Genomic DNA, 25,899 nt, shown 5'->3' with positions numbered 1-25,899 from the left:
AAATGCATAAAGGTGTCTGAAAGGTGTTGAATTGGGCGGGAGCGGCTTGCCTGGGCTGCGCTTTTGTGCACATGACGGCGGCGCGCAATGCGGGATCGATGGCGGCGCGGACGCACCAAAGCACACGGCGCCCGAAGGCGCCGTGCGAGGAGAGCGGGGCAGAGAAGAGAAGCGGGCGGGTGAAGGCCCGCTGCGAGGCGGGGTTTAGCTGATCTGCGTGATCGGCGCGACGGCGGCCGGGTCGCTGATGCTCGGCTTGCCGGTTTCGACGTGACCGGCGTAGCGGCGCGCGAAGCTGGTGTCGTCGCGATTCGTGACCGTGAGGTCGTACCAGTGATGGCTCGACGCCAGCACCCACGGTTCTTCGATGCGCGCGCCCGCGGGGACCACGATCAGGCGCTCGCGCGCGCCGTAGGCGTTGTCGGTGACCGTGAGGCGCGCGAGGCCGCCGCCCGTGTTCGTGAACTTGAGGAACAGGTTGCCGTTGGCCACGTCGTATTGCGCCGTGACTTCGGGTTGCGGCGTGCCGCCGTGCTTGCCCTGTTGCGACGTCTGCGTGGCCGCGACCGTGCCCGAGAAGCGGCGCACGAAGCCGTTCGGACCGTGAACTTCGAACCCGTAGACGCCGTCGGTCGAGCCCAGATCCCAGGTGTCGTCGATCGACTTGCCCGCTTCCACCGTGTAGCGCCACGGACCGTCCGTGCGGTTCGTGCCGTACACATAGAAGTGCGCGCCCTGGCGGCCCTTGTTCGCGAACGTGATCGAGAGCGCGTTCTTCGTCGGATCAACGTGTGCGTTCACGTGCAACTCGTAGGGCAGCGCGCGCGCGTAACGCACGCCGGGTTCCTGCGCATCGATCGGGCCGGGCGTGGCGGGCACCGTGGGCGCGGCGTTGGCCGAGCACTGGTTGTCGGCCATCGACATGTAATTGCTGGTGTCGGGCAGCGCGGGCATCGATGCATCGGGCGTGCGGAAATCGAACGCCGTGGTGAGGTCGCCGCAAACCGCGCGACGCCATGCCGTGATGTTCGGCTCCTGCACGCCAAAGCGTTCTTCGATGAAGCGAATGACCGAAGTGTGATCGAACACCTGCGAGCAGACGAAGCCGCCCTTGCTCCACGGCGAGACGATGGTCATCGGCACGCGCGGTCCGAGGCCGTAGGGCAGGCCGTCGGCGGTGTACGAGCCGCCGCGCGCCGGATTGACGACGTTATGGATTTCGCCTTCGACGCTGACCGTCGACTTGCCCTGCGACGACGTCGTGGGCGGCTGCGGCGGCACGACGTGATCGAAGAAGCCGTCGTTCTCGTCGTACATGATAAAGAGGACGGTCTTGCTCCACACTTCGGGATTCGAGGTCAGCGCGTCGAGAATCTGCGAGGTGTATTCCGCGCCGTAGGCGGGCGTGTATTTCGGATGCTCCGAGAACGCGGCGGGCGGCAGCAGCCACGACACTTGCGGCAACTTGTTCGCCAGCACGTCCTGCTTGAGATCGGCGATCGTGCGCGCGGTCTGCGCGCGCTGATAGAGCGCCGAGCCCGGCTGCGCGTTGATGAAGTTCGCGAAGTTCTGCAGGATGTTGGTGCCGTAGTTGCCGTTCAGCGGATCGCTGCCGTTCGTGCCTTGCTGATAGATCTGCCACGAAACGCCGGCGGCCTGCAGGCGCTCGGGATAGGTCGTCCACGAGAGCAGTTGATACGCGGGCGGCACGTCGCCATCCACGTAATCGTTGTTGTCGAGCAGCGGGCCGCCCATCGTGCCGGTGGGATCGACCATGCCGGTCATCAGATAGGAACGGTTCGGGTGCGTCGGGCCGGGCAGCGAGCAGAAGTAGTTGTCGCAGACGGTGAACGCATCGGCCAGCGCGTAGTGGAACGGAATGTCCGCGCGCATGTAATAGCCCATCGTCATGTCGGTCTTGTACTGCGGCCACTGATTGTGCCGACCGTTGTTGATCGCGTATTGCGTCGGGTACCACGAGTGATCGAGGTCGCCCACGCATTGCGCGCTGGTGGTCTGCGTGTCGAGGTGGAACGGCAGCACCGGCTTCGTGGCGTCTTCCTTCGACGGCTGATACCAGACCGGCAGGCCGCCCGGCAGCGGAATCGGCAGGCGGTCGTTATAGCCGCGCACGCCGCGCAGATGGCCGAAGTAGTGGTCGAACGAGCGGTTCTCCTGCATGAACACGACGATGTGCTCGACGTCGCGGATCGAACCCGTGCGCGAGAACGCGGGAATCGCGAGCGCGTTACGGATCGATTCGGGAAGCACGGTCATCGCGGCGGCGGCTGCGCCCGATGAAGCGACGGTTTGCAGGAAACGGCGACGGCTGGTTGACGTCATTGTTGTTCACCTTTCTGCTTGCGGATGGAATTAAGTGTGCATAGGCACACAACGGTGTATTACTGGCTCGTCGTTACGGTGCTGCGGGATTCGTTGCCGGTGCTGGAGTTGGCGTCGGCGTTGATGGCGCTGTTCGTTTGGGGCGGCTCGTCGCCGGGCGCGTAGCTCATGACGGGCGCGATCTGCTCGCTGTCCGCCGCGAGACTCGCTTGCACGCTTTGCACGGGATCGCTCGCATAAACGGCGGGCGCGGCGGCGAGCGTGTCGCTGGCGGCGTTGGTGGCATTGCCTGCATTCCCGGCGTTGGCGTATGCGGCGGTATCCGCGGCATTTGCGGTGAGATTCGGCGCACTTTGCTGCGGCGCCGATGACGACGCGTTATCGCCCGGCCCGCAGGCAGCGAGCGCCATGGTTGCGAGCACAACGGAAATCGCGGTCGCCGGCGTGACGGCGAGAGAGCGTCGAGTCATGTGCGCTTGCACTCCCGTGAATGGATCGGCGCACAGTTTCCGGTAAGGAGAAGAAAGAATTGTGAAACGGGTGAAAACGTTTGCGCGCGATGATTTTTCTTTTGCAAACGGGATTGATCGAATGCGGAATGCGTAAAAGATGCGTGCCGTGCGAGTTAATTCTTTCTAATCGCCGACAAAACTTTCTCGATACTTTCGAAGGGTTTAATTGCACCGGATGCAAAACGCAGGACGAAAAAAAGCCCGTCCGGAGACGGGCTTTTCGTATCGCCGATTCGCGCGAAACGGCTTGCGCGAATCAGATTGCGCGAATCGGCGCGCTTTAGAAGCGCGTCAGCATGCCGACCGCGCCCATGACCTGATTGCCCGTCGACGACGAGCCGCCCGCGTTGTACATCACCGCGACGTTCTTGTTGCCCGTGGCGTGCTGGAACATCGCTTCGGCGTACAGTTCGGTGCGCTTGGACAGCGAGTAACGCGCGATCGCGTTCACCTGGTTCCACTTCGGATCGGCGCCATACGAGGTTGCGCCGCTCAGATGCGCATCGGTGTACGCATACGACAGACCGGCCTTGAAGGCGGGCGTGAAGTTGTACATGCCGTTGACTTCGTAGTTGTCGAAGCGCACCGAGCCGTTGCTCAGGCCGAATGCGCTGGTGCCTTGATACTGGCTGTGCGAGTAGACGAAGCCCACGACGGCCGGGCCGAAGCCGTAGTTCAGGCCGGCGGCCACGGTGCGCTGCACGTCGGACGTCAGGCTGCCCTTGACTTCGGCCTGATCGACCGCGCCGGCGGTATTCGTGAACGCGCTGGTCGTGCCCGACACCGTCTTCGCGCCCGAACCGTTGGTCTGCAGGTAGCCCGCGGCGGCCGTCAACGAACCGAACGTGTAGCTGGCGGCGGCGCTGTATGCGCGGCTGACGGCGAAGTCCGTGTTGTTGCTGAACGCGTACATGCCGCCGAACTTGAAGCCGCCGTAGTTCAGGCTCGTGTACTTGACCGAGTTGTTGAAGCGGACGCTGTGCTGGAGATTGTCGTTGTCGTACGGATGCGCGAAGCCCGAGTCGCCGAACGTGCCGGCCGTGGCCGAGAGCGGCGCAACGAAGTCGACGACGTCGTCGTACTGGCGACCCATCGTGAGCGTACCGAACGTGTTGCTGCTCAGGCCGACATACGCCTGGCGACCGAACAGGCGGCTGTTCTGGCCGAGCTGGCCGTTGTTGACGCTGAAACCGTTTTCGAGCAGGAAGATCGCCTTCAGACCGCCGCCGAGATCTTCGGCGCCCTTGAGGCCGAAGCGGCTGCCGCTGATGTTGCCGCTCGCGAGCGCCACGCGGCCGCTGCCGCCGACATTGTTCGTGTAGGCGATGCCGGCATCGACGAGGCCGTAAAGGGTAACCGAGCTTTGAGCGTGGGCGGACGCTGCGGCGAATGCGGTAACGCACGCGGCGGCGATAGAGATTTTTTTCACTGTGGGACTCCAGTCCTGTAGAAACGCCGGGTTGAGACGGGAGCGAGTATAGGAAGCGACCTTGGATGAAAGGTGACGGGCAGTCCGCAAGGACTATTCCGTAATCTGGAAGAATAGTTTCAAAAAATTGAAATAAATCGGCGCAAGTCATGCACCGTCAATACTTGCGCCGCGCATGACACGCCGATATGACTGATTGCGCGGTCCATTGAGTCGCATTTGCACAACAAGTGGAATTCATGCGGCGCGGCGCGTGATGCAGGCTATGCGTGGTTATCCGCGTTTCGCCAGCACATCGGTGGCGCGATGCGGCTGCGCGACCTGATCGATCAGCAGCACGTCGCCGCTCGCGTGTTGCGTGCGCAACGGCAGGATCGCCTGATAAGCCGGCGAACGATACCAGGCGCGGGCACGCTCGCGATCGTCGAATTCGATCATGATGAGGTCGCCCTTGAATGCGCCTTCGAGCCGCTCGACGCGTCCGCCGTGAATGAGGAACCGGCCGCCGAACGGTGCGAGCGTGGCGTCGATCTTCTCCAGATACTCGACGATCTCCGCGCAAGCTTCGCAGCGGTGCAGATGGGCAATGGCGTAAGCGGTCATGGCGATCCTCGCGGTGTGTGCTCAGTGGTGCATTCAGTGAAGCGATGCAAGCGAGGATAGGGCGCGCGCGGCGGCGTGGCGATTACGTGGCAGGTAATGCAAGCCTGTGACAATAACGTTAAATAACGTCTGAATTAAACGAAAGCTGAATCGGCAGAAAATTATTGAAATGCCCAAAAAAACGCTTGCAAAGTTTAGGGGAAAACCCTATAGTTGAGCCGTCTCCTCCATGTCTCCTCCTGATATGGATTCAGCCCGCCAACTTAGGTGGGCTTTTTCTTTTGGTGCGCTGGTTTTGCGCGGGTGTTCTTCGAACATCGCATGCGCTTATTGCGTCCGCGCATTACGCCTGTAATGCCCGCTTTCCCGCGCATCGCTTGCCGCTTCCGTTGCGGCGATCCATCGAGAGTAAAATAAGCTAATCGGCGTCCAGTCGGGACGCTCCGAACTCCCAAGCCCGATGAAACCGTCTTCCGCGCAGGAACCCAGGCGCAAGCGCCCGCCGACCTGGCTGCTCAATACGCTGACCGCGCTCGTCGGCGTGCTCACGCTGGCGATCGGCGTGGGCTGGCTGATCCGCAGCTGGATCGTCGATATGGAAATTCCGTACTTCGCGATCCCGCTCGTGATGTGCGTGCCGGTGATCGTCGCCGTCGCGTTCCGTAATTTCTGGGACTAGCGCGGACCGTCGTCCGCGCTTTGCGATCGGGTCGCTTTGATCGTTTATTTCACCGCTTCTTCTTCGACCTGACCGGCGAACGCCAACGCGCACGCCTCGCGCACGCGCTCGATGACCGCGCCCCACGTTTCGTAATTGCCTTGCCGGAACAGCCGCACGTTCTGCGGATACCACGGCGAATCCTCGCGCTCGTACAACCAGCGCCAGTCCAGGTCGCGACGCGGCAGCATGATCCAGCACGGCTTGCCGAGCGAGGCGGCCAGATGCGCCGTCGACGTATCCACGCAGATCACGAGATCGAGCTGCGCGATGATCGCGGCCGTATCGACGAAATCCGTGACTTCGCTGCCCAGCGGCAGAATCGGCTGATGCAGCGGCGCGCGCAGCGCTTCGTCTTCGCCCGCGCCTTTTTGCAGGCTCACGAAGCGCAGACCCGGCACGCGCCAGAGCGGCGCGAGCGCGGCCAGCGACGGGATCGAGCGATGATGATCGTTGTGATGTTTCGGGTTGCCGCGCCACACGAGACCCACGCGCGTGCCCGGCGCCAGCGTGTCGAGGCGCGCGGCCCAGTGTTCTAGGAGCGCCGCGTCGGGCGGGAAATGCGTGGGTGCAGGCGTGGTCTCCAGCGTCGTGCCCAGATGCATCGGCAAGCTCAGCGGGCTGACCCAGTAGTCGAATTGCGACGCGCGCGAAACGGCCTCGGGATGATCGATCACCATGTCGACGCCTTCCACGCCCGCGAGCACGCGATGCAGCGTGTGCACGCACGCGAACGTCACGTGCGCCGCGCCTTGCGCCTTCAGCAGCCGCGCGTAACGCGCGAACTGCAGCATGTCGCCGAGTCCGTCTTCCTGCCACAGCAGCAGCGCCTTGCCCGCGATCGGCTCGCCTTGCCAGTGCAGGCAGTCGAGCATGTCGCGCGAGTGATAGTGCACGAAACCCGTGTTGTCGTAGCGTCGTTCGTAGAGGCGCCAGCCTTCTTCGTAACGTCCCATCGCGATGAGCAGCGTGGCGAGGCGGAACTGCGCGTCGCCATACGCGGGATTCAGTTCGAACGCGCGGCGATAAGCCGCTTCCGCTTCGTCGAGCGCGCCGAGTTCCTTGTGCGTGCTGCCGAGATTGAAATGCGTGAGCGCGAAGTCGGGATTGCAGACGAGCGCTTCCTGGAAGATCGCGAGCGCTTCCTGCAGCCGGTCGAGCGCGACGAGCACGCCGCCGAGATTGTTGAGCGTTTCCGTATGCGTCGGCGCGAGGCGCAGCGCCTGGCGATAGGCGGTTTCGGCTTCGGGATAGCGTTCGAGCTGCCGCAGCACGACGCCGAGGTTGTAATGCGCCTCCGCGTGATCGGGGCGTAGCGCGAGCGCTTGCCGGAACAGTTGTTCGGCGTCGGGCAGACGCTTGAGGTCGACGAGCACGCAGCCGAGGTTGATGACCGCCTCGACGTAATCGGGACGAATCTGCACCGCGCGGCGGCAGACCATTTCCGCTTCGCCGAGCCGGCCGAGCGTCTTGAGCAGCGCGCCGTAGTTGTTGAGCGCCTCGGGATACTGCGGTTGCACGAGCAGCGCCTGGCGAAACGCTTCTTCGGCATCGGCGAGACGTCCGCACTCGCGCAGCAGATTGCCGAGATTGTTATGCGCGCGCGCGCCTTGCGGATTGGCCGCCACCGCCGCGCGATAGGCCGCTTCGGCTTCGTCGAGACGTCCCGTCGTGTGCAGCGCGAGGCCGAGGTTGTAATGCGCGTCGGCGTGCGCGGGGTTGTGCGCGAGCGCCGCGCGGTAGGCCGCTTCGGCTTCCTGCTGGCGTCCGAGCCGATGCAGCACGGTGCCGAGATTGCTCCAGGCGTCGGCGTGCGCGGGCGTCAGGGCGAGCAGCTTGCGCCAGACCGCTTCCGCGGCGGGCAGCTTGCCGAGCGCCGTGAGCATCGCGGCGAGCCCGTTGTAGGCCTCGACGTGTTGCGGCTGCGCGTCGATACAGCGCTGCCACAGCGCTTCGGCGGCGTTGGCCTGGCCCGATCCCATCGCGCAGAGTGCGGCGAAATTGAGCACGTCGACGCGCGCGGCGTCGTCGGCGCACGGCTGCGTGCCGACGAAGGGCCCGATCACGGCATAGGCATCCGCGAAACGGCCTTGCGCGCACAGGGCGCTTGCCTCTTGCAGGCAATCGGGGCGAAGAGGCGCGGCGGTCGTCGTCGTGGTCACGGTGGTGCTGGGCGAAATAAAGGACCGTATGAGCTTAAGCCATCTGCGGCCTGCGCAACGTCGCGATAAGAGCGCACAGACTGCGGTTTTTCGGGCGATCGGACCTTCACGGCGGTTACGGCCCGCGTGCGCGCCGAATCCCTGCGAAAGCCCGGGAAGGAATGGAAAAATCCGGCAAGGTCGCTTGCAGGTTCGTAAGGCGTCGAGGGCGTCTTCAGCGCCCGCTGCAAAGCCGCGCTATGCTCTTCGGGATCGCGCGCGGCGGGTCGTCCGCTGACGTTTGCCGCTTGCGCGCCGCTTCCACAGGAGACATCGATGCAATACCGCCGTTTCGGCCAGACCGGCCTCACCGTTTCGCGTCTTTGCCTCGGGACCATGACCTTCGGTTTGCAGACCGAAGAGGACGTGTCCCGCCGCATTCTCGACAAGGCCGCCGACGCGGGCATCAATTTCATCGACACTGCCGACGTCTACCCGCTGGGCGGCGGCGAATCGCGCGCGGGCCGCACTGAGGAGATCGTCGGGCGCTGGCTCAACGCGGAGAAGGGACGCCGCGAGCGCTTCATCCTCGCGACCAAGGCGGTCGGCAAGGTCGGGCCGTCGCCGTGGGATCAGGGCGCGTCGCGCAAGCATCTGCTCGATGCCATCGACGCCTCGCTGCGCCGCCTCGGCACCGATTACGTCGATCTCTACCAGCTCCACTCCGACGACGCGAACACGCCACTCGACGAAACGATCGAAGCGCTCGACACGATCGTGCGCTCGGGCAAGGCGCGCTATATCGGCGTGTCGAATTTTCTGGCGTATCGCCTCGCGCGCGCGCTCGGCCGCGCCGATTTCCTGCGCTGCGCGCGCTTCGTGTCGGTGCAGCCGCGCTACAACCTGCTGTTCCGCCAGATCGAGCGCGAACTGCTGCCGCTCGCGAACGAAGAAGGGCTCGCGGTGATTCCGTATAACCCGCTGGCGGGCGGCCTGCTGACCGGCAAGTACCAGCAGGGCAGTGCGCCGTCCGAAGGCCGCTTCACGCAGAGCGTGGGCGTGGCCGGTTCGATGTATCAGGACCGCTACTGGCACGAGCGCGAGTTCGCGAGCATCGAGAAGCTGCGCGCGATCGTGGAGCAGGGCGGCCAGTCGCTCACGACGGCGTCCGTCGCGTGGGTGCTGGCGAATCCGCAGGTGACGTCGGCGCTGATCGGCGCGAGCCGGCCCGAGCAACTGGATGCGTCGATTGCCGCCGCCGATCTCGTGCTCGATCCCGCGCTCAAACAGCAGCTCGACGAAGCGAGCCACGAGTACCGCATGGGCGACGCGGCGCGTTGATCAGGCATCCGAAGTAATTGACGGGGTGTGAAAAAGGCGAGCGTGTTGCGCTCGCCTTTTTTATCGTCGATCGAAATGCAGACGCCTTAATACACCGTCTAAGGCACCAGCACCTGACGGCCCACCACCTTGCCGTGCGCGAGCGCCTGGAGTGCGTCGTTCACTTCGCCGAGCGGACGCGGCGACACCGCCGACGGCTGCATCTTGCCGTCGCGCATGAGCATGACGAGTTCGCGCAATTCGGGCAGCGTGCCCACATAGCTGCCTTCGATCTTGAGCGGGCGCATCGGAATGATCGGTAGCGAGAGCGTGATGTCGCCGCCCATCAGGCCGACCACCACCACATGCCCGCCGCGTGCGCACGAATCGAGCGCGAGCTTCACCGTGGGCGTCGCGCCGACGAGATCGAGCACGGCGCGCGCGCCGCCGCCCGTGGCTTCGATGATCTGCTGCGCGGCGTCGGGCGCGCGTGCGTCGATGGCGGCCAGCGCGCCCGCTTTCAGCGCGGCGTCGCGCTTGGCGGCGTCCACGTCGACGACGATCGCGCCTTTCGCGCCGAGCGCCTTGAGCACCTCGATCGCCATCATGCCGAGGCCGCCCGCGCCGATGATCACGACCGCGTCGTCGTGAATGCGCTCGCCGAACTTCTTCACCGCCGAATACGTGGTCACGCCCGCGCAGGCGAGCGGCGCGGCCTTCACGGGATCGAGGCCGCCGAGATCGACCAGATAGCGCGGATGCGGCACGATCACGTAGTCGGCGAAACCGCCGTCGCGCATCACGCCAAGCGATTGCGGCTTCGTGCAGATATTTTCCTCGCCGCGCTGGCAGGCCGCGCAGACGCCGCAGCCGATCCACGGATGCACCACGGCCACCATGCCGGTCTTCACGTCGCCGGCATCGGGGCCCGCCGCGACGATTTCGCCGCAGATTTCATGGCTGAGCGTGAGCGGCAGCTTGATGCCGCGATCGGCGAGCGACAGCTTCTTGCCGCCGCCGAGGTCGTAGTAGCCCTCCCAGATATGCAGGTCGGAATGGCACAGACCGGCGGCTTTCACGCGCACGAGCACTTCCGTGCCTTTGGGTTGCGGCGTGTCGCGCTGGACGAGTTCGAGCGGTTGACCGTGACCGGTCACGCAATAACAACGCATCTGCATCGATGTCTCCGTGTGTGTTGTGTCAAGCAGGCGGGCGATGTCGAATCCTCTGCATCATAACGGATTGCGGATAAATTCGTCCGGTCGTTCGTTTTTATAGGGCGATAACCGGAATGCAGGCGTGGCGTGCGCATGAGCGGCCTCGTCGAATCGCTGGGCGTGCTGATCGGCGGCATCGGCCTGTTTCTGCTCGGCATCACGATGATGACCAACGGCCTGAAGCTCGCGGCCGGGCCCGCGCTCGAAGTGATCCTGAGCCGCGCGACGCGCACGCCCGCGGCGGGCCTCGCGTCGGGCGTGCTGGTCACGGCGCTGGTGCAGTCGTCGAGCGCGGTGACGGTCGCGGTGATCGGCTTCGTGAACGCGGGCCTGCTCGATCTCGGCGGCGCGCTCTGGGTGCTGTTCGGCGCCAATCTCGGCATGACGACCACCGGCTGGATCGTCTCGCTGCTCGGCCTGAAGATGAAGATCGACGCGCTCGCGCTGCCGCTCGTCGGCATCGGCATCGCGCTGCGGCTGACGGGCGTGGGGCAGCGGCGCGGCGCGCTCGGCGATGCGCTGGCGGGCTTCGGCATTCTGTTCATCGGCATCGCCACGTTGCAGGGCGCGTTCACCGGCCTCGTCGCGCAGTACCGGTTGCCGCAGGGCGAAGGGCTCGTCGAAGTGCTGATGCAGGTGTTCGCGGGCCTTGTCATCACGTTGCTCGTGCAGTCGTCGTCGGCGACCATGACCATCACGCTCGCCGCCGCGCAAGGCGGCATGCTGAGCACGCAGGGCGGCGCGGCCGTGATCATCGGCGCGAACATCGGCACCACGGCCACGGCGCTGCTGGCGGCCGTGGGCGCGACGCCCAACGCGCGGCGCGCGGCGGTCGCGCAGGTGATCTTCAACGTGGTGACGGGGCTCGTCGCCACCGCGCTGCTGCCGTGGATGATCGGCTTCATCGTGCGCGTGGGCGACTGGCTGCATCTGCCGCACGATCCTGCCATCGCGCTCGCGCTCTTTCACACGGCGTTCAACGTGCTGGGTCTCGTCATCATGGTGCCGTTGGCGGGGCGGCTCACGCGCTGGCTGCAGAGCCGTTTTCGCGCGCGCGAGGGCGACGAGGGCGCGCCGCAATTTCTCGACGACACCGTGGCCGTGGTGCCCGAACTCGCCGCCGACGCGCTGCGCCTCGAAGTCAGGCGCATCGGCGCGATCGTGCGACGCATGGTGCGCATGACGCTCGCGGGCGCCGACGCTCACGCGCTGGCGCATGAGCAGAGCGCGACCACGCGGCTGTTCAACGCGGCGCAGAAGTTCGTACAGCGAATGAATCGCCAGGAGATGGTGCCGGCCACGGCGGCGGTGCTTGCTGAGTCGCTGCGCGAGCTGCGTTATCACGAAAGCGCGGCGGAGCAGGCCATGCAGGCCGCGGCGCTCGCGAACGTGCTGCCCGATGCGGGCGTCGCCGCGAGTTACGCGCAGTTCGAGCGCCGCTCGCTCGCGTTGCTCGATGCGATCGAGGCCGTCGATCACGCCAGTCGGGAGAACGAAAGTCGTCTGCGATCGCCCGGCGAGGACAGCGCGCTGATCGAAAATCTCTCGCAGGCGATGGAGGGCGCGTATGGCGCGCTCAAGGCGCAACTGCTCGGCGAGGGTGCGGCGGGCACGGTGTCGATTGCGCTGATGGAAGAGTTGTTGCGCCGTCACAGTGCGTTGCGGCGCGCGTTGCAACAGGTCGCGAAGGCGCATTCGCGCGCGCTTTCTTTCGCGGATTGAAGCCGATCCAGGCACGCGAAAAGCTCATCGAAACCTTGTCGGACCAATTCGAAAGTGCCTTAAAAAAGGCCCGGATCGCAGGCGATTGATTGCATGGCTAACGACAAACGGTTATCCTGTGGCCATGTTCGATCAGTGTCTTTACTTCAACACGTCGGCGCTGGCACGCCGCCTCGAACGCGAGTGGTCCGAAGCTTTCGAGCCTTTCGGCCTCACGCCGCCCCAGGGTTTCATGCTGCGCGCGGTGCTGGAACGGCCCGGTTCTTTGCAGCACGAGCTTTCGGACATGCTCTCGATCGCACGGCCCACGGCCACGCGCGTCATCGACGGTCTGGAGGCGCGCGGCTATGTCGAGCGCCAGCGCACCGAAGGCGATCAGCGCGAAGTGGCCATCGTGCCCACGGCGCAGGCGCAGGCCATTCGCGAGGCGCTGCATCACGCGAGCGCAACGGTCACGGGGCGCATCAAGCGCACGCTGGGCGGCGAGGCGTTCGTCGACACCGTGAGCCGTCTGCGCACCGCGCGCGCGACGCTCGGCTAGCCGCCGTCGATCAACACAGGCAATCGCAAACAACAGCAGGAAACTGCAGCACGCGCGCGTTCTCGCGATTCAGGGCGAACGCCGCGCGGGTAGTGAATGGAGTGGCATCATGCGGCGCATCGGCGCTTTTTGTATTTCGACGTGGCTGGCCGCGTTGATTCTCTTTCTGGGCCGCCATTCGGTGCCGATGATGGCGCTGAGCGGCGTAGTGGTGTTCGCCGGTCTTGATCTGTTTCATCCCGAGCGCGCGGGCGCGGAGAACGCGTCGCCGGGCGACGATCGTCGCTGATCGTTCGCGCGAGTCGTTGCCTGGGTTGCCTGCCTTGCCGCGTTGAATGTATCGGCGCCAGAGCGGATACATCGGCAGATACATCGGCAAACACCAACAAAAACGCCGCGCATGAAGCGCGGCGTTTTTTCATGCCTCGAATCTCAGCACGAAATCATCAAGCCTCTTCGGCCCACGACATGTTCTCGCGCGCGAGCAGCGCCGACGAAGCCGCCGGGCCGAACGTGCCCGCCGTGTACGTGCGCGGGCGGTCGTTCAGTTCCTTCCAGCCGTCGAGAATCGGCTCGACCCACGTCCATGCGGCTTCGAGTTCGTCGCGGCGCATGAAGTGCGTGAGACGGCCGCGAATCACGTCGATCAGCAGACGCTCGTACGCTTCCGCGCGGCGCTCCGGAATCGCCTGCTGCAAATCCAGATTCAGATTTACCGGCAGCATGTTCATGCCGCTGCCCGGTTCCTTCGCGAGCATCTGCAACTGGATCGATTCTTCCGGCTGCAACTGGATCACGAGTCGATTGCCGTAATTGCGCGGGCCGCTCGGGAAGATCGAGAACGGCAGGTCCGCGAATTCGATCACGATTTCCGACTGGCGCTTTTGCAGGCGCTTGCCCGTGCGCAGGAAGAACGGCACGTTGGCCCAGCGCCAGTTGTTGATGTGCGCGCGGATCGCCACGAAGGTTTCGGCCTTGCTGTCGGCCGGCACGTTGTCTTCTTCCAGATAGCCCTTCACCGGCTGTCCGTCGACGGCGCCCGCCGCGTACTGGCCGCGCACCGTGTCGCGCGCGATATCGGCGAGCGACATCGGGCGCAGCGAGCGCAGCACCTTGAGCTTTTCGTCGCGCACCGCGTCCGGATCGAGCGAAACGGGCGGCTCCATCGCCACGATGCACAGCAGTTGCAGCAGGTGGTTCTGCACCATGTCGCGCAGCGCGCCCGTGTGATCGTAGAAGCCCGCGCGGCTGCCCACGCCCACGGTTTCCGCCACCGTGATCTGCACGCTGCGGATATACGGCGCTTGCCACAGCGGTCCGAAGATCGGATTGCCGAAGCGCAGCACCATCAGGTTCTGCACCGTTTCCTTGCCGAGATAATGGTCGATGCGGTAGATCTGCGATTCCGCGAAGTGACGGCCCACCGACTCGTTGATCTCCTGCGCCGAAGCGAGGTCGTGGCCGAGCGGCTTTTCGAGCACGACGCGCGACTGGCTGTCGAGCAGCCCGCCGGCCGACAGGTTGTCGCAGATCGTCGTGAAGAGTTCGGGCGACGTCGAAAGATAGAACACGCGCAGCGCGTGCTCGCGCGAAGCCTGCTTCAGATGCGCGTAATCGGCGGGATCGTTCACGTCGATGATCACGTACTGGAACAGGCTCAGATAACGGTCCCACGCTTGCGGGTCGAAGGCCTTGGCGTCGATGAACGGACGCGACTGCTCCTCCATGAACTTGCGATAGTCGTCGATGGTCCAGTTCTTGCGGCCGACGGCGATGATGCGCGTCTCGGCGGGCAGGTTGCCGTGCAGGTGCGCCATGTAGAGCGCGGGGAGCAGTTTGCGCGCGGCCAGGTCGCCTCCGCCGCCGAAGATGATCATGTCGACGGGCTGTTCGGGCGCGGCTTGGGCAGGCTGATTCGTCATGGCAGGTCGCTCGCTTGTGGCGATGTGTGGCGCTAGGTTGCGAAGTGTGCAGCCGGCGCGGGGGCCGGAGCGTTGAAAACGGTAATGGTGCATGGTTTTGCGCGAGTTTGCACGCGTCACGCCGATTCACTGCGATTCGTCTCTGCCGACGCGAACGGGCCGATGAACGGTTCGCGCACGTCCACGCGCGATCTTGCGCGAATCGATCGCGAATCGATGGGATGGCGCGCCCTGCGTTGCTCGCTTCGCGCTGAAGCGTTGCTAACGTTGTTTAGCGCTCGCTTGCGGGCGGCGGCGTTTGCTGCATTTAGCCCCGCATCGCGCAGGGTTTTTATGGCGCGGCCCGCAGCGCGGCTCATGGCGCAGCATCAACCGAGCCCAGGCACGCTCACGCCCAGCGCCTGCACGAGCAGCAGCGCGTTGAGCGCGAGCACGGTCAGCGCGCCCAGCACCGCGAGCCACGCCACCCACGCGCGATTCGCGTACGCGCCCATGATGTCGCGCCGGCACGTGAACACCACCAGCGCGGCCATCGGAAACGGCAGCGCGAGACTCAGCACGACCTGGCTTGCGACCAGCGCATCGGTGGCGTTCACGCCGAGGCCCACGACCGCGAAGCTCGGCGCCATCGTCACGAGGCGGCGCAGCCAGAGCGGAATCTGGAAGCCGACGAAGCCCTGCATGATCATCTGTCCCGCGAGCGTGCCGACCACCGAACTCGAAATGCCCGAGGCGATCAGCGAAGCCAGAAAGATGCCCGCCGCGGCCACGCCGAACAGCGGCGCGAGCGTGTGCCAGGCGGTCCCGATTTCGGCGACATCGGCATGGCCCTGATGAAACGACGCCGACGCCATGATCACCATCGCCATGTTGATGAGGCCCGCGAACGCCAGCGCGATGACCACCTCGACGTTCGAAAAGCGCAGCAGACGTGCGCGTTCGGCGTCGTTGCGCGGCTGCACGCGCGCCTGGGTGAGCCCGGAATGCAGGAAGAGGGCGTGCGGCATGACCGTCGCGCCGACGATGCCGACCGCGATCGTGACCGCCTGCGCGTCGGGCAGGCGCGCCGTGAAGGTGCCGCGCAGCACGCCCGTCCACGCAACCGGCACGATGAAGAGTTCGAGCAGATAGCAGAGCCCGATCAGGCCGACGAGCGCGCCGATCACGAGTTCGAGCGGCCGGAAACCCGCGCGCTCGAAGAACAGCAGCCCGTAGGTGACGAGCGCCGTGACGGCCATGCCCGCGATCAGCGGCAGATGGAACAGCAGCGCGAGGCCGATCGCGCCGCCGAGGAATTCGGCGAGATCGGTGGCCATGGCGGCGATCTCGCTCACGATCCACATGCACCAGACGAGCGGCGCGGGCAGGCGTTCGCGGCACAGCTCGGCGAGATTGCGGCCGGTGACGATGCCGAGTTTCGCCGACAAGGCCTGGAACAGCATCGCCACGCCGTTGGCGAGCAGCACGACCCACAGCAGCGCGTAACCGTAGCGCGCGCCCGCCTGGATGTTGGTCGCGAAGTTGCCGGGGTCCATGTACGCGACCGAGACGATCACGGCCGGGCCCGCGAGCGGCAGCAGCAGCGCGGCGCCGCGCCGGCGCCCTTCGAGCGCCTCGCGCACCTTGCGCACCGTGCCCGCGGAGAGACCGTCGGGCACGTCGCGCACATCGTCGTCGCGGGTGCGATGCTGCATGGGCGCCTCGTCGCGGTTGCGGGGCCGGAACACACGCGCCTCGCGCACGCCGCGGCTCACAATTTGTCGGAAATCAGCAGAAAAGCGCGTCAGAATGTGCCACGCGCGTCATCGGAATGCATCGCTCACGCGTTAAGCAGATGATCCGCGGCGCGCGATTCGCTGCCCGGTTTCATTGAGGTTTCATCTGGCTTTCGACCGCGTTGCGGCGCACCAGCAACTATCTCAGCACAAACCGGCCCCGCGCGCTTTCCCCGGCCGCTTTTCCCGGCAATTCCCCGGCCTCACGCCCTTACGAAATGTCCCATTTCCCGATTTTCTCCCTGACCCGCAAACGCGCCGCAGCGGCGCTCCTCGCGGGCGGTCTCGCTTGCAGCGCGCTGGCCCACGCCGACGCCAACGTCAATCCGAACGACAAGGTCATCGTGCTCGACTCCGGCGAGGCGCAGCTTTCGCTGATCGACGAAGCGAGCCGCACCGTCGTGGGCACGGAGCCCACCGGCAAGGAACCGCATCACCTGATGATCACGCCCGACGGCCAGTCGCTGATCGTCGCCGATTCCGTCTCGAACGACCTGCTGTTCCTCGACCCGCACAGCGGCAAGGTGCAGCGCCGCGTCGAAGGGATCGAAGATCCGTACCAGCTCGGCTTCTCGCCCGACCACAAGTGGTTCGTGACGGCCGGCCTGCGTCTGGACCGCGTGGACATCTACAGCTACAACGGCCATGACGTCACGCTCGTCAAGCGCATCCCGCTCGCGAAGACGCCGAGCCACATCACCTTCGCGTCGGACAACAAGACCGCGTTCGTGACGCTTCAGGACACCGGCGAAGTGGCGGCCATCGACCTGCCGACGCAGACCGTGCTCTGGAAGCTGCACATCGGCAACACGCCCGCGGGCCTGTGGATGACGCCCGGCGATAAGTACCTGCTGGTCGGCATGACGGGCGAGGACGACGTGGCCGTGGTGGACTGGCACAACCGCACGCTGGTGAAAAAGATCCAGACCGGGCGCGGCGCGCACAACTTCCGCAATCTCGACGACGGCAAGCACATCGCCGTGTCGAATCGCGTGGAAAGCACCATCAGCATTCTCGATTACACGACGCTCACCAAGGTCGCCGACATCACGGGCCTGCGCCCCGGTCCCGACGACATGGAACTTTCCGCCGACAAACGCTATCTGTGGGTTACGTTCCGCTTCGCGAAGCACGTGGGCATCATCGATCTCACGACGCGCAAGCTGATCGATACGATCGCCGTGGGCCGCTCGCCGCACGGCATCTATTTCGCCAACAGCGCGCCGTTTTACGCGCCGAATCCGGATTGACGAGCGGGAGTCCCGATGCTTGACACGCTGCTTTCGCAGGCCGACAACCTCGTTTCGTGGCTGCAGACGCTCGTCTACGTCGACGTCGTGCAGCCGATCTTCTACAAGGTCGGCCTGATGGGCTACGACGAGGACACCTACGACGCGCTCTACTGGGTGATCGTCGGCGTGCTCGAAATCGCGCTGACTTACGTGCTGCTGCGCCCGCTCGAAGCGCTGCGCCCGGCCGAATCGTGGCAGGACCGCAAGGCGCTGCGCGCCGACGTCTGGTACACGTGGATCGCGAAGCTCGGCATTCTGAACATGGCGTTCTTCTTCATGCTCACGCCGCTGTTCAACCATCTGCAAAGCGAGATGGCGATCCACAACATTCCGAACATCGACGTGGACAGCCTGTGGCCCGGCGTCACCGACAAGCCGTACGTCTCGTTCCTGGTCTATCTGGTCGTGCTCGATTTCGCGGGCTACTGGTATCACCGCTGGCAGCATCGTTTCGGCGTGTGGTGGGAATTGCACGCGGTGCACCATAGCCAGCAGCAGATGTCGCTCTGGTGCGACGACCGCAATCACTTCCTCGACGACATCGTGCAGGCGGCGTTTTTTGCGGCGATTTCGCTGTTTATCGGCGTGCCGCCCGCGCAGTTCGTCGTGTTGATCGCGGTGAGCAACTTCCTGCAGGCCGTGCAGCACGTGAACGCGCGGCTCGACTACGGCCGGGTGCTGGAGCGCATTCTCGTGAGCCCGGCGTTTCATCGCCGCCATCACGCGATCGGTTACGGCCACGAAGGCACGCGCTACGGCTGCAACTTCGGCGTGCTGTTTCCGTGGTGGGACGTGATGTTCCGCACCGCGTCCTGGAACAAGGCGCCGGAACCCACGGGCATCCGCGACCAGTTGCCCGCGCCGCACGGCAAGGGCGTGAACTACGGCGACAGCCTGATCGCCCAGCAGTGGCTCGCGCTCGTGCGCATCGCGAAGCGGCTGGCGGGCAAGGGCTATCCGATGGGCGGCACGGCGAACTGAGCCGGCGCTCGCGCGTCGGCGTGACGCACATCCACCACGAGGCGGCCGCGAGCCGCCTCGTTTCGTTGACGGCCGAGGTGCGGCAGATGCGATAATCCCGGCTTGTCCCCCGCGAGACGCGTGCGCCGCGTCCGCATCATCTGCATGAAATCTGCATAAAAAGCGCAGGCGTTGCATGAGACTGGAGAGCACCTTGAGCCGTATCGACAACCCGCAGCACGACCAGGAAGTCGGCTTTGCCGACGCCACCCAGGACACCACCCGCATCGACGACGTGCGCATCGGCGCCGTGCGTCCGCTCATCTCGCCCGCGCTGCTGCTCGACGAGCTGCCGGTGCCGCAGGACACGCAGACGCTCGTCGAAACGAGCCGCGCGCAGATTGCCGAGGTGCTCGCGCAGCGCGACGACCGCCTCGTGATCGTGGTCGGGCCGTGCTCGATCCACGACCACGACCAGGCGATCGAATACGCGAAGCTGCTCAAGGCGAAGGCCGACACGCTGAGCGACGACCTGCTGATCGTGATGCGCGTCTACTTCGAGAAGCCGCGCACGACGGTGGGCTGGAAGGGCTATATCAACGATCCGCGTCTCGACGGCAGCTTCCGCATCAACGAAGGGCTGCGCAAGGCGCGCGAGCTGCTGCTCGACATCAACGCGCTCGGCCTGCCGACCGGCACCGAATTCCTCGATCTGCTGAGCCCGCAATACATCGCCGATCTGGTGGCGTGGGGCGCGATCGGCGCGCGCACGACCGAGAGCCAGAGCCATCGGCAACTGGCGTCGGGGCTGTCGTGCCCGATCGGCTTCAAGAACGGCACGGACGGCGGCGTGCAGGTCGCGGCGGACGCGATCGTGGCCGCGAGCGCGAGCCACGCGTTCATGGGCATGACGAAGATGGGCATGGCCGCGATCTTCGAAACGCGCGGCAACGACGCCTGCCACGTGATTCTGCGCGGCGGCAAGAGCGGGCCGAATTACGACGCGGCGTCGGTGGCCGCGTGCTGCGCGTCGCTCGCGAAGGCGGGGCTGCGCGAGCAGGTGATGATCGACTGCTCGCACGCGAATTCGAGCAAGCAGCATCAGCGTCAGATCGACGTGGCGCGCGATATCGGCGAGCAGTTGAAGGGCGGCGATGCGCGCATCGTCGGCGTGATGATCGAGAGCCATCTGGAAGAAGGGCGTCAGGACCAGCAGCCGGGCGTGCCGCTCAAGCGCGGCGTGTCGATCACCGACGCGTGCATCAGCTGGGCGCAGACCGAGCCCGTGCTCGACGCGCTGGCGCAAGCGGTACGTGCGCGCCGGACGACGCGCGCGGGTTGAGGGGCGGGTTTGCGGGCGCTTTCATCGGCGCCTTGTTCGGGACGTAAAAAAACGCGCGGCGGACTCCGAGTCCGGCGCGCGTTTTTTATGCGTCTCTCGCGTCTCTCGCGTGTTGAAAAGACCCGATCAGGCTTTGGCCGCCGCGCCCGCGTCCGGAACACGATTCGCGACTTCGTCGCCGAAACCGCGCACCTGGCCGACCCACAGCACGGCCACCACGGCGAGCGCCGCCGCGAACCAGCCGTTGTAGCCGAAGCCGACGATCGTCCCATGCGGACCGTTTTGCAGCAGCAGTCCGCCGACCCACGCGCCGATGCCCGTGCCCAGCGCCTGCACCGCGTTGTTCGCGCTCAGGAACGCACCGCGCCGTGCGGGCTCGGGAATCGTCGTGAGCAGCGCCTGCATCGGCACCATGCGGCTCGACAGCGCGATCATGAACACCGCGAAGAAGCCGACCATCGCGATGAACGGCAGCACCGGCAGATGCGTGACGAACAGCACCGGCGCGATCGACACGAGCGCCATGATGCGGAACACGCGGCGCTTGCCGTAACGATCCGCGAGACGGCCCACCGCGCGCGCGGTCAGGAAGGTCGACGCGCCGCCCGCCACGTAGAGCCACGAAAGCTGCTCGGGCGCGACGCCGTAGTTGGCGACCAGCATCGGCGAAATGAACGGGATCACCAGCATGTGCGCGCACATCATCGTGAAGGTAAGCGCGAACGCCTTCATGTGACGCGGCAGCGTGAGCAGTTGCCACAGCCGCGGCACGATGTCGGCGAGCGGCGTGTCGCGGTCGACGTGCTCGGTGAGCGGCGGAATCACGCGCGAGCCCGCCACCCAGATCACGGCGGAGAGCGCGACGAGCAGCAGGAACGGCGCGCTCCAGCCGAAGTGCGCGCCGAGCACGATGCCCGCCGGCACGCCCGCGATCGCGGCCATCGAGAAGCCCGTCATGATGACGCCGGTCGCAGCGCCGCGGCGCTGGATGGGAATCACGTCGCTGACGATCGCCATCACGATCGAGCCGAGCACGCCGCCCGTGAGACCGGCGAATGCGCGCGCGAACAGCAGCAGATGGAAGTTGGTCGCGAACGCACAGGCCAGATTCGACAGCGCGAACAGCGCATAGGCGACCTGCAGCAGACGACGCCGGTCGAAGCGGTCGATATAGGTGGCCGCGAGCAGCCCGGACAAACCGGAACACAGCGAGTACGCGGACACGGCCGTCGCGAACATCGCGGGCGTGATCGCGAACGCGTGCATGATCTGCGGGCCGAGCGGCATCATCACCATGAAGTCCATGATGACGGTGAACTGCGTGAGCGCCAGCAGCCAGAGCAGCGTGCGTTCGCGCAGCGGATTGAGTGTGAGGGTCATTCGGGACCTTGTTCAAGCACATACGGCCCCGCGAAAAGGCGGGGCCGTATGTGCGGGTTTCAGCGATCGCCGACCGCCGATCGAGGCTGAATCAATCGTCGATCGTTTCGTGCGCGGCCTGCGCGCCGCGGCGCCAGTACGCCGACGCACGAATGCGCTTCTTGTCGACGCCGCGCTCGTTGCACAGCTTCGCGCGCACGGCGCGAATCACCGAGGCTTCGCCGGCTGCCCATACGAAGCCGTCACCGGGCGGCAGCCAGACTTCGTCGACGGCGTCGACGAGGGGGTTTTCCGATTCGGATTCCTCGCGGTAGCACCAGATCGCGTAGAGATCGGCGGCGGTCGGCAGTTCGATGCGCGCCGCGCGGTTCGCCACTTCGGCGACCACGGCCACGCGCGCGCCGGCGGGCAGCTCGCTCAGGCGGCGCTGAATCGCGGGCAGGGCGGTTTCATCGCCGATCAGCAAGTGCCAGTCGAAGCCCGTGGGGATCACCATCGAACCGCGCGGGCCGCCCACGCCGAGATACTGGCCGGGCTGCGCCTGCGCCGCCCACGCCGTGGCAGGACCGGCTTCGTGCAGGGCGAACTCGATATCGAGTTCATTGGCGACGGGGTCGAAACGGCGCGGCGTGTAATCGCGCGCGGCGGGACGCTCGACGCCTTCGGGAAACACGATGCCGTCCGGGCCGAGGCTCGGCAGGACCGGCTGGCTCGCGCCCTCGGGCGGGAAGAACACCTTCACGTGATCGTCGAACGACGCCGACACGAAGTCGCTGAGATCGCCCGTGAGCGTGACGCGCACGAGCGCGGACGACAGCGCCTCGACGCGCACGACGCGCAGCAGGCGGAACTTGAGCGGATGTCGCACGCGGACGACGTCGAGCTTGCTTTGATTCTGCATCTTTGACTCCGATAGGGGGGGCGGTCGATCGACGAGGGATGAAGGGCACTGCGCCGGTGATCAGGCGCCGCTGTTCTCTCCACCGCCGTTGCTGCCGCCTTCGATTTCCTGGGTGGCGCGCGCGAGGATGGCCGCGATGCGGCGCTGCTCGTCGGGCGCGACGTCCGTGCGGCGCAGCAACGCGCGCTTGAGCGCGCGGCGCGCGTCGATCAGCTCGCGCACCCAGCCGGTGCCGTCCGACGGGTCTTCGCCCGCGAGCGCGCGGCGCATGACTTCCATCTTGCGGCCGAAGTGCGTGAGCTTGGCGAGGATCAGGTCGGCGCGTTCGCGATTGGCGTCCAGATACTGACGACCTTCGTCGGACAGCTCGTAACGCTTGCGATTGCCTTCGAGCGTCACGCTGACGTAGCCGAGTTCTTCCAGATACGTGAGCGCCGGATAGACCATGCCGGGGCTCGGGCTGTAGAAGCCGTTCGAGCGCGCGTCGAGCGCCTTGATCAGCTCGTAGCCGTGGCTCGGGCGTTCGGCGAGCAGCACGAGCAGCATCAGTTGCAGGTCTTCCGAGCTGAACTTGCGGCCGCGGCCGAAACCGTCGCCGTCGCCGAAGTTGCCGAAACCGCCGCCGCGGCCAAAACCTTCGCTGAAATCGCCGGGGCCTTCGCCGCCGCGATGGCGGCCCATGGCGTGGCGCAGCGCGTGCAGAGGGTGGCGCATCGCGAAGCGGGCGGTGTGCATGTCGCCGCGGCCGAAGCCGAAAGCGAGGGCGCGCTCGCTGCGTTGTTCGTGGCGTTCGCTACGTTCATGACGTTCGGCAGGGCCGAAACCGTCCTGGCGGCGGTCGGCGAAATCGCGCTCCGGCTGGCCGTGACGGCCTCGACGGCCGTGGTGTCCGTGATGACCGGACAGGTGATGGTGGTGGCGCATAGGGCCTCCTTAACATTTGAGTGTCTTAAAACATGTCTTAAGATATATATCGTAAGAGCGTTTGTCAAAGAGAATTTTGGGGGCGCGATCGCAGCCATCGAGCACGAAGTCGCGTTCCGACCACCGATAACGCCGCTGCATCGCGCAAGGCCGGCAAGCGCGCCGTGCCGGGAAATCGGCCTGCTTGGTGCGCATCCGCACTTAACGCCTTACAGTTTGCGATCACGATCTCCCGACTGGTCAGCAGGGGAAGTCGATGACTGCAACGAACGAGTGGGCGGCCTCCGAAGGATTTGCAGCAGTGAGTCCCGCGAGTGCGCAAGCGCTGGCCAGATCGATGGACGACTATGGGGTCGGCGTCCTTCACGAGATTGTCCCGGCGGCGATCCTCGCGAAACTGCGAAGTTTCATCGAGCAGCAGATCGAGCAACACGGCGGGCAGTACTTCAGCTTCGAAGGCAAATCATGGATCACCGGCACCTGCCTGCAGCCCTTATTCGAGGATGCGGGTCTGCAGAGTCTGCTGCGATCCCTCTATGAAAGGAAGATGCGCGCATCGCCGCCGAGCAGGCGGATCTTCCCGGTTCTGCGTGTGCTGACCGGTACGCACGGATTGCGGCATGCGCTCAATTTTCACTACGACTCGTATGTCGTGACGGTGCTGATCCCCATTCTGATTCCCCATGCGCCGGGTGAGCCGCCGGGGCATCTGGTGATGTTTCCGAATTTGCGCAATGCGAGGCGTTTTGCGGTGGTGAATATTCTCGAAAAGCTTCTGGTCGAGAAACTGCTGAAACGGTTATGGCGCAATGAGGGCGTGCAGCAACGCATGTCGGCAAAACTGATACCGCTGACGCCGGGGAATCTCTACTTCTTCTGGGGCATGCGCTCTCTGCACGCGAATCAGGCGTGTTTGCCGACGAGCGTGCGAAGCACGGTGTTGCTGCATTTCGGCGATCCTCATGAGGACAGCGTGTTTAAAGGTCTTTCCCAGCACATGCACGCAAGGCGGTTGCGACGCATGGCGAGAGATTGAATAGCGGAGCAAGTGCGGGCTTACGCGGGTTATTCAAATTATTAGGGCGCTCTTTCGTGGTTCGCTGCATGCAGCAATGCCGCGGGTTTTCCGCTATTCAGTAAAAAGAAATAGATACTTTGAATAGCTGAAATTAACGGCGAGCCCTCGCCACAACGCGGCGCGTAGCGGCCTCGCTCATCTGGCGCCTCCATCAAGCAACCTTCTCCCAGCAGATCGACGCGATCGGCAGGCACGCGCATGCGTGCCGCTTCGAATCATCGCGCCGGATTGTTCAGAATCGCCTCAAGGTAATGTGTATGTAATGATCTAAAAATACAAAAAATATCGATGATGTATTCGTAGTGTTTCGGCGTGATCGCGATGGAGTGCCTAGGTGAATATTGATTTCTTCTTGACGATCTTTTTTAGCATTTGTATAAATCAACACAAATAAAGCAAAACATCGCTTTTTTCCTCGTGGGCCGCTATGACACGACGCTTCGTGTCTGGCATGCGGGTCTGCGATCTTCGCCAACGGATTTCGACCGGATTGAAGGTGTATCCGGCAGGCCTGCTGTTCCGGTCGGATCCGCGATTGGATCCGGTTCTCCACTCATCTATCACGTATCGATTAGTAACCCTTATGAAAAAAACACCACGCCTGCTGCTGGCCAGCCTCATCTTCGGGCTGATCGGCGTCGGCACGGCTCACGCGCAAAGCAGCGTCACGATGTACGGCATTCTCGACGCGGGGCTCAGCTATCTGAAGACCAGCGACGGCAATCGCTATACCTTGCAGAACGGCACGATCTACGGCAATCGCTGGGGCTTGAGAGGCAGCGAGGATCTCGGCGGCGGCCTTCGGGCGATCTTCCAGGTCGAGTCCGGTTTCCAGATCGGCACCGGCAAGTCGTCGCAAGGTAGCCGGCTGTTCGGGCGTCAATCGTTCGTCGGGCTGTCCAGCTCGCGTTGGGGCACGGTCGATGCCGGCCGCATGTATGAGCCGATCGTCGATCTCGTCCATCCGCTGACGGCGGACGGCTCATACGGTAGCGTTGTGTTCGCGACGCCGGGCGACGTCGACAACAACGACTTCAGCTCGCGCGTATCGAACGCGATCAAGTACGTTTCGCCAATCATCAACGGCCTGAAATTCGAGGCGCTGGTCGCGCCGGGCGGCGTCGCGGGATCGCTGGGGCAGGGTTATACGTGGTCGACGGCGGCGGTCTACAGCACCGGTCCGTTCAAGATCGCGGCCGGTTATCACGACTCCGTCAACGCGAATTCGACCAATGGCGGGCTGCGTACCGGCTGGACCAGCAGTACCGACGACGGCCAGTTCGAAGGCGGATCGATCAACTCCGCCTACGAAACCGCACACGTGCTGGGCATCGGCCAGGCCGCGGTGCAATACGATAGCGGCCCGTGGCAGATCGGCGTGGGCTACAGCAACGCCCGCTATACCGCCGACGGCGAATCGACGTTCGCGAACACGGAAACGTACAACACGGGTCGCGCGTACGCCTTCTACCGGATCACGCCTTCGGCCACTGTCGGCATGGGCTATATCTACACGTCGGCGAAGGGCGATGCATCGGCGCATTACAACGACGTGAGCGCGGGCGCGTTCTATTCCGTGTCGAAGCTGACCGAGTTGTACGCAGTCGCCACCTTCCAGCGCGCGAGCGGCGTGCAGCGCACCGCGGACGGCGGCCTGCAGGCGGCGCGTGCGGACATCTCGTCGTACGGGATCGACGGCACGGGTACGCAGACGATTGTGGTCGTCGGCATGTACCATTCGTTCTGATCCATCGCGCCTCGCGCCAACGGACGCCCGGC

21 protein-coding genes are annotated in these 25,899 nt (G+C 64.9%); 10 read left to right on the top strand and 11 right to left on the bottom strand.

The genetic code is table 11. From position 1 onward, the window contains the following. Positions 1–204: 204 nt before the first annotated feature. The 4 genes from SB764_RS04845 to SB764_RS04830 all read right to left on the bottom strand — a co-directional run bounded on the left by SB764_RS04845 (position 205) and on the right by SB764_RS04830 (position 4,887). Positions 205–2,343 carry a phosphocholine-specific phospholipase C gene (locus SB764_RS04845; RefSeq protein WP_322007164.1) on the bottom strand — a complete coding sequence of 713 codons (2,139 nt, stop codon included), beginning with the start codon at positions 2,341–2,343 and terminating at the stop codon, positions 205–207. A 59-nt stretch (positions 2,344–2,402) separates the two neighbouring features. Next, positions 2,403–2,813, bottom strand: a complete 411-nt coding sequence (locus SB764_RS04840; protein WP_181440957.1) for a hypothetical protein — start codon at positions 2,811–2,813, stop codon at positions 2,403–2,405. A 322-nt stretch (positions 2,814–3,135) separates the two neighbouring features. Next, a complete protein-coding gene (locus SB764_RS04835) occupies positions 3,136–4,284 on the bottom strand; it encodes a porin (protein WP_065060630.1) in 1,149 nt (382 codons plus the stop codon). Between the two features lie 273 nt (positions 4,285–4,557). Next, the gene (locus tag SB764_RS04830; RefSeq protein WP_065060631.1) at positions 4,558–4,887 is read right to left on the bottom strand and encodes a DUF1330 domain-containing protein; all 330 of its coding nucleotides are present in this window, start codon (positions 4,885–4,887) and stop codon (positions 4,558–4,560) included. Positions 4,888–5,347: 460 nt separating this feature from the next. Here SB764_RS04830 and SB764_RS04825 point away from each other — a divergent pair, with 460 nt between their 5' ends. After that, the gene (locus SB764_RS04825; protein ID WP_065060632.1) at positions 5,348–5,566 is read left to right on the top strand and encodes a hypothetical protein; all 219 of its coding nucleotides are present in this window, start codon (positions 5,348–5,350) and stop codon (positions 5,564–5,566) included. A 44-nt stretch (positions 5,567–5,610) separates the two neighbouring features. Here SB764_RS04825 and SB764_RS04820 read toward each other — a convergent pair whose 3' ends face one another. After that, positions 5,611–7,767, bottom strand: a complete 2,157-nt coding sequence (locus SB764_RS04820; RefSeq protein WP_321865820.1) for a tetratricopeptide repeat protein — start codon at positions 7,765–7,767, stop codon at positions 5,611–5,613. A 315-nt stretch (positions 7,768–8,082) separates the two neighbouring features. Here SB764_RS04820 and SB764_RS04815 point away from each other — a divergent pair, with 315 nt between their 5' ends. Next, a complete protein-coding gene (locus SB764_RS04815; protein ID WP_065060634.1) occupies positions 8,083–9,087 on the top strand; it encodes an aldo/keto reductase in 1,005 nt (334 codons plus the stop codon). A gap of 98 nt (positions 9,088–9,185) precedes the next feature. Here SB764_RS04815 and SB764_RS04810 read toward each other — a convergent pair whose 3' ends face one another. Continuing rightward, positions 9,186–10,238 (bottom strand): alcohol dehydrogenase, encoded by a 1,053-nt coding sequence (locus tag SB764_RS04810; RefSeq protein WP_183713891.1) that lies wholly within the window; start codon positions 10,236–10,238, stop codon positions 9,186–9,188. Positions 10,239–10,376: 138 nt separating this feature from the next. On the opposite strand from SB764_RS04810, the gene SB764_RS04805 reads away from it, so the two are divergent. From SB764_RS04805 to SB764_RS04795, 3 genes are all read left to right on the top strand, one after another. Next, positions 10,377–12,005, top strand: coding sequence for a Na/Pi cotransporter family protein (locus tag SB764_RS04805; RefSeq protein ID WP_410862798.1), 1,629 nt, complete (start codon positions 10,377–10,379; stop codon positions 12,003–12,005). A gap of 124 nt (positions 12,006–12,129) precedes the next feature. After that, positions 12,130–12,546 (top strand): MarR family winged helix-turn-helix transcriptional regulator, encoded by a 417-nt coding sequence (locus SB764_RS04800; protein WP_065060636.1) that lies wholly within the window; start codon positions 12,130–12,132, stop codon positions 12,544–12,546. Positions 12,547–12,655: 109 nt separating this feature from the next. Continuing rightward, the gene (locus SB764_RS04795; RefSeq protein ID WP_065060637.1) at positions 12,656–12,835 is read left to right on the top strand and encodes a hypothetical protein; all 180 of its coding nucleotides are present in this window, start codon (positions 12,656–12,658) and stop codon (positions 12,833–12,835) included. Between the two features lie 157 nt (positions 12,836–12,992). Here the strand turns inward: SB764_RS04795 and zwf are convergent, their stop codons facing one another. Together zwf and SB764_RS04785 are read right to left on the bottom strand one after the other, a co-directional pair. Next, the gene (gene zwf / locus SB764_RS04790; RefSeq protein WP_065060638.1) at positions 12,993–14,468 is read right to left on the bottom strand and encodes a glucose-6-phosphate dehydrogenase; all 1,476 of its coding nucleotides are present in this window, start codon (positions 14,466–14,468) and stop codon (positions 12,993–12,995) included. Positions 14,469–14,836: 368 nt separating this feature from the next. After that, on the bottom strand, positions 14,837–16,162 hold the full coding sequence (locus SB764_RS04785) for an Nramp family divalent metal transporter (protein WP_183713630.1): 1,326 nt from the start codon (positions 16,160–16,162) through the stop codon (positions 14,837–14,839). A 299-nt stretch (positions 16,163–16,461) separates the two neighbouring features. On the opposite strand from SB764_RS04785, the gene SB764_RS04780 reads away from it, so the two are divergent. The 3 genes from SB764_RS04780 (at position 16,462) to SB764_RS04770 (ending at position 19,837) form a co-directional block, all read left to right on the top strand. After that, on the top strand, positions 16,462–17,493 hold the full coding sequence (locus tag SB764_RS04780) for a YncE family protein (RefSeq protein ID WP_065060639.1): 1,032 nt from the start codon (positions 16,462–16,464) through the stop codon (positions 17,491–17,493). 15 nt (positions 17,494–17,508) lie between these two features. Beyond that, on the top strand, positions 17,509–18,516 hold the full coding sequence (locus SB764_RS04775; protein WP_410862796.1) for a sterol desaturase family protein: 1,008 nt from the start codon (positions 17,509–17,511) through the stop codon (positions 18,514–18,516). 193 nt (positions 18,517–18,709) lie between these two features. Then, positions 18,710–19,837: a 3-deoxy-7-phosphoheptulonate synthase gene (locus SB764_RS04770; RefSeq protein WP_065060641.1), complete on the top strand. Its 1,128-nt coding sequence runs from the start codon at positions 18,710–18,712 to the stop codon at positions 19,835–19,837. Positions 19,838–19,963: 126 nt separating this feature from the next. Here SB764_RS04770 and SB764_RS04765 read toward each other — a convergent pair whose 3' ends face one another. The 3 genes from SB764_RS04765 to SB764_RS04755 all read right to left on the bottom strand — a co-directional run bounded on the left by SB764_RS04765 (position 19,964) and on the right by SB764_RS04755 (position 23,042). Further along, on the bottom strand, positions 19,964–21,217 hold the full coding sequence (locus SB764_RS04765) for an MFS transporter (protein ID WP_321892906.1): 1,254 nt from the start codon (positions 21,215–21,217) through the stop codon (positions 19,964–19,966). Positions 21,218–21,308: 91 nt separating this feature from the next. Further along, positions 21,309–22,118, bottom strand: coding sequence for a siderophore-interacting protein (locus SB764_RS04760; RefSeq protein WP_065060643.1), 810 nt, complete (start codon positions 22,116–22,118; stop codon positions 21,309–21,311). A gap of 60 nt (positions 22,119–22,178) precedes the next feature. Next, a complete protein-coding gene (locus SB764_RS04755; protein WP_408583527.1) occupies positions 22,179–23,042 on the bottom strand; it encodes a PadR family transcriptional regulator in 864 nt (287 codons plus the stop codon). Between the two features lie 256 nt (positions 23,043–23,298). On the opposite strand from SB764_RS04755, the gene SB764_RS04750 reads away from it, so the two are divergent. Further along, entirely contained in the window at positions 23,299–24,078 is a 780-nt protein-coding gene (locus SB764_RS04750; RefSeq protein WP_176081843.1) for a hypothetical protein, read from the top strand. Positions 24,079–24,703: 625 nt separating this feature from the next. Continuing rightward, positions 24,704–25,867, top strand: coding sequence for a porin (locus tag SB764_RS04745; RefSeq protein WP_065060645.1), 1,164 nt, complete (start codon positions 24,704–24,706; stop codon positions 25,865–25,867). Positions 25,868–25,899 lie beyond the last annotated feature (32 nt).

Source organism: Paraburkholderia sp. SIMBA_027 (assembly GCF_046535315.1).
Lineage (GTDB): Bacteria > Pseudomonadota > Gammaproteobacteria > Burkholderiales > Burkholderiaceae > Paraburkholderia > Paraburkholderia tropica.
The sequence above is the reverse complement of the archived record's forward strand: the minus strand, read 5'-3'. Positions and strand labels throughout refer to the sequence as shown.

Bases quoted from the DNA above. Each gene is read 5' to 3' on its own strand.
- SB764_RS04845 (WP_322007164.1), bottom strand. From the start codon at position 2,343: ATGACGTCAACCAGCCGTCGCCGTTTCCTGCAAACCGTCGCTTCATCG.
- SB764_RS04840 (WP_181440957.1), bottom strand. From the start codon at position 2,813: ATGACTCGACGCTCTCTCGCCGTCACGCCGGCGACCGCGATTTCCGTT.
- SB764_RS04830 (WP_065060631.1), bottom strand. From the start codon at position 4,887: ATGACCGCTTACGCCATTGCCCATCTGCACCGCTGCGAAGCTTGCGCG.
- SB764_RS04825 (WP_065060632.1), top strand. From the start codon at position 5,348: ATGAAACCGTCTTCCGCGCAGGAACCCAGGCGCAAGCGCCCGCCGACC.
- SB764_RS04815 (WP_065060634.1), top strand. From the start codon at position 8,083: ATGCAATACCGCCGTTTCGGCCAGACCGGCCTCACCGTTTCGCGTCTT.
- SB764_RS04810 (WP_183713891.1), bottom strand. From the start codon at position 10,238: ATGCGTTGTTATTGCGTGACCGGTCACGGTCAACCGCTCGAACTCGTC.
- SB764_RS04805 (WP_410862798.1), top strand. From the start codon at position 10,377: ATGAGCGGCCTCGTCGAATCGCTGGGCGTGCTGATCGGCGGCATCGGC.
- SB764_RS04800 (WP_065060636.1), top strand. From the start codon at position 12,130: ATGTTCGATCAGTGTCTTTACTTCAACACGTCGGCGCTGGCACGCCGC.
- SB764_RS04795 (WP_065060637.1), top strand. From the start codon at position 12,656: ATGCGGCGCATCGGCGCTTTTTGTATTTCGACGTGGCTGGCCGCGTTG.
- zwf (WP_065060638.1), bottom strand. From the start codon at position 14,468: ATGACGAATCAGCCTGCCCAAGCCGCGCCCGAACAGCCCGTCGACATG.
- SB764_RS04785 (WP_183713630.1), bottom strand. From the start codon at position 16,162: ATGCAGCATCGCACCCGCGACGACGATGTGCGCGACGTGCCCGACGGT.
- SB764_RS04780 (WP_065060639.1), top strand. From the start codon at position 16,462: ATGTCCCATTTCCCGATTTTCTCCCTGACCCGCAAACGCGCCGCAGCG.
- SB764_RS04775 (WP_410862796.1), top strand. From the start codon at position 17,509: ATGCTTGACACGCTGCTTTCGCAGGCCGACAACCTCGTTTCGTGGCTG.
- SB764_RS04765 (WP_321892906.1), bottom strand. From the start codon at position 21,217: ATGACCCTCACACTCAATCCGCTGCGCGAACGCACGCTGCTCTGGCTG.
- SB764_RS04760 (WP_065060643.1), bottom strand. From the start codon at position 22,118: ATGCAGAATCAAAGCAAGCTCGACGTCGTCCGCGTGCGACATCCGCTC.
- SB764_RS04755 (WP_408583527.1), bottom strand. From the start codon at position 23,042: ATGCGCCACCACCATCACCTGTCCGGTCATCACGGACACCACGGCCGT.
- SB764_RS04750 (WP_176081843.1), top strand. From the start codon at position 23,299: ATGACTGCAACGAACGAGTGGGCGGCCTCCGAAGGATTTGCAGCAGTG.
- SB764_RS04745 (WP_065060645.1), top strand. From the start codon at position 24,704: ATGAAAAAAACACCACGCCTGCTGCTGGCCAGCCTCATCTTCGGGCTG.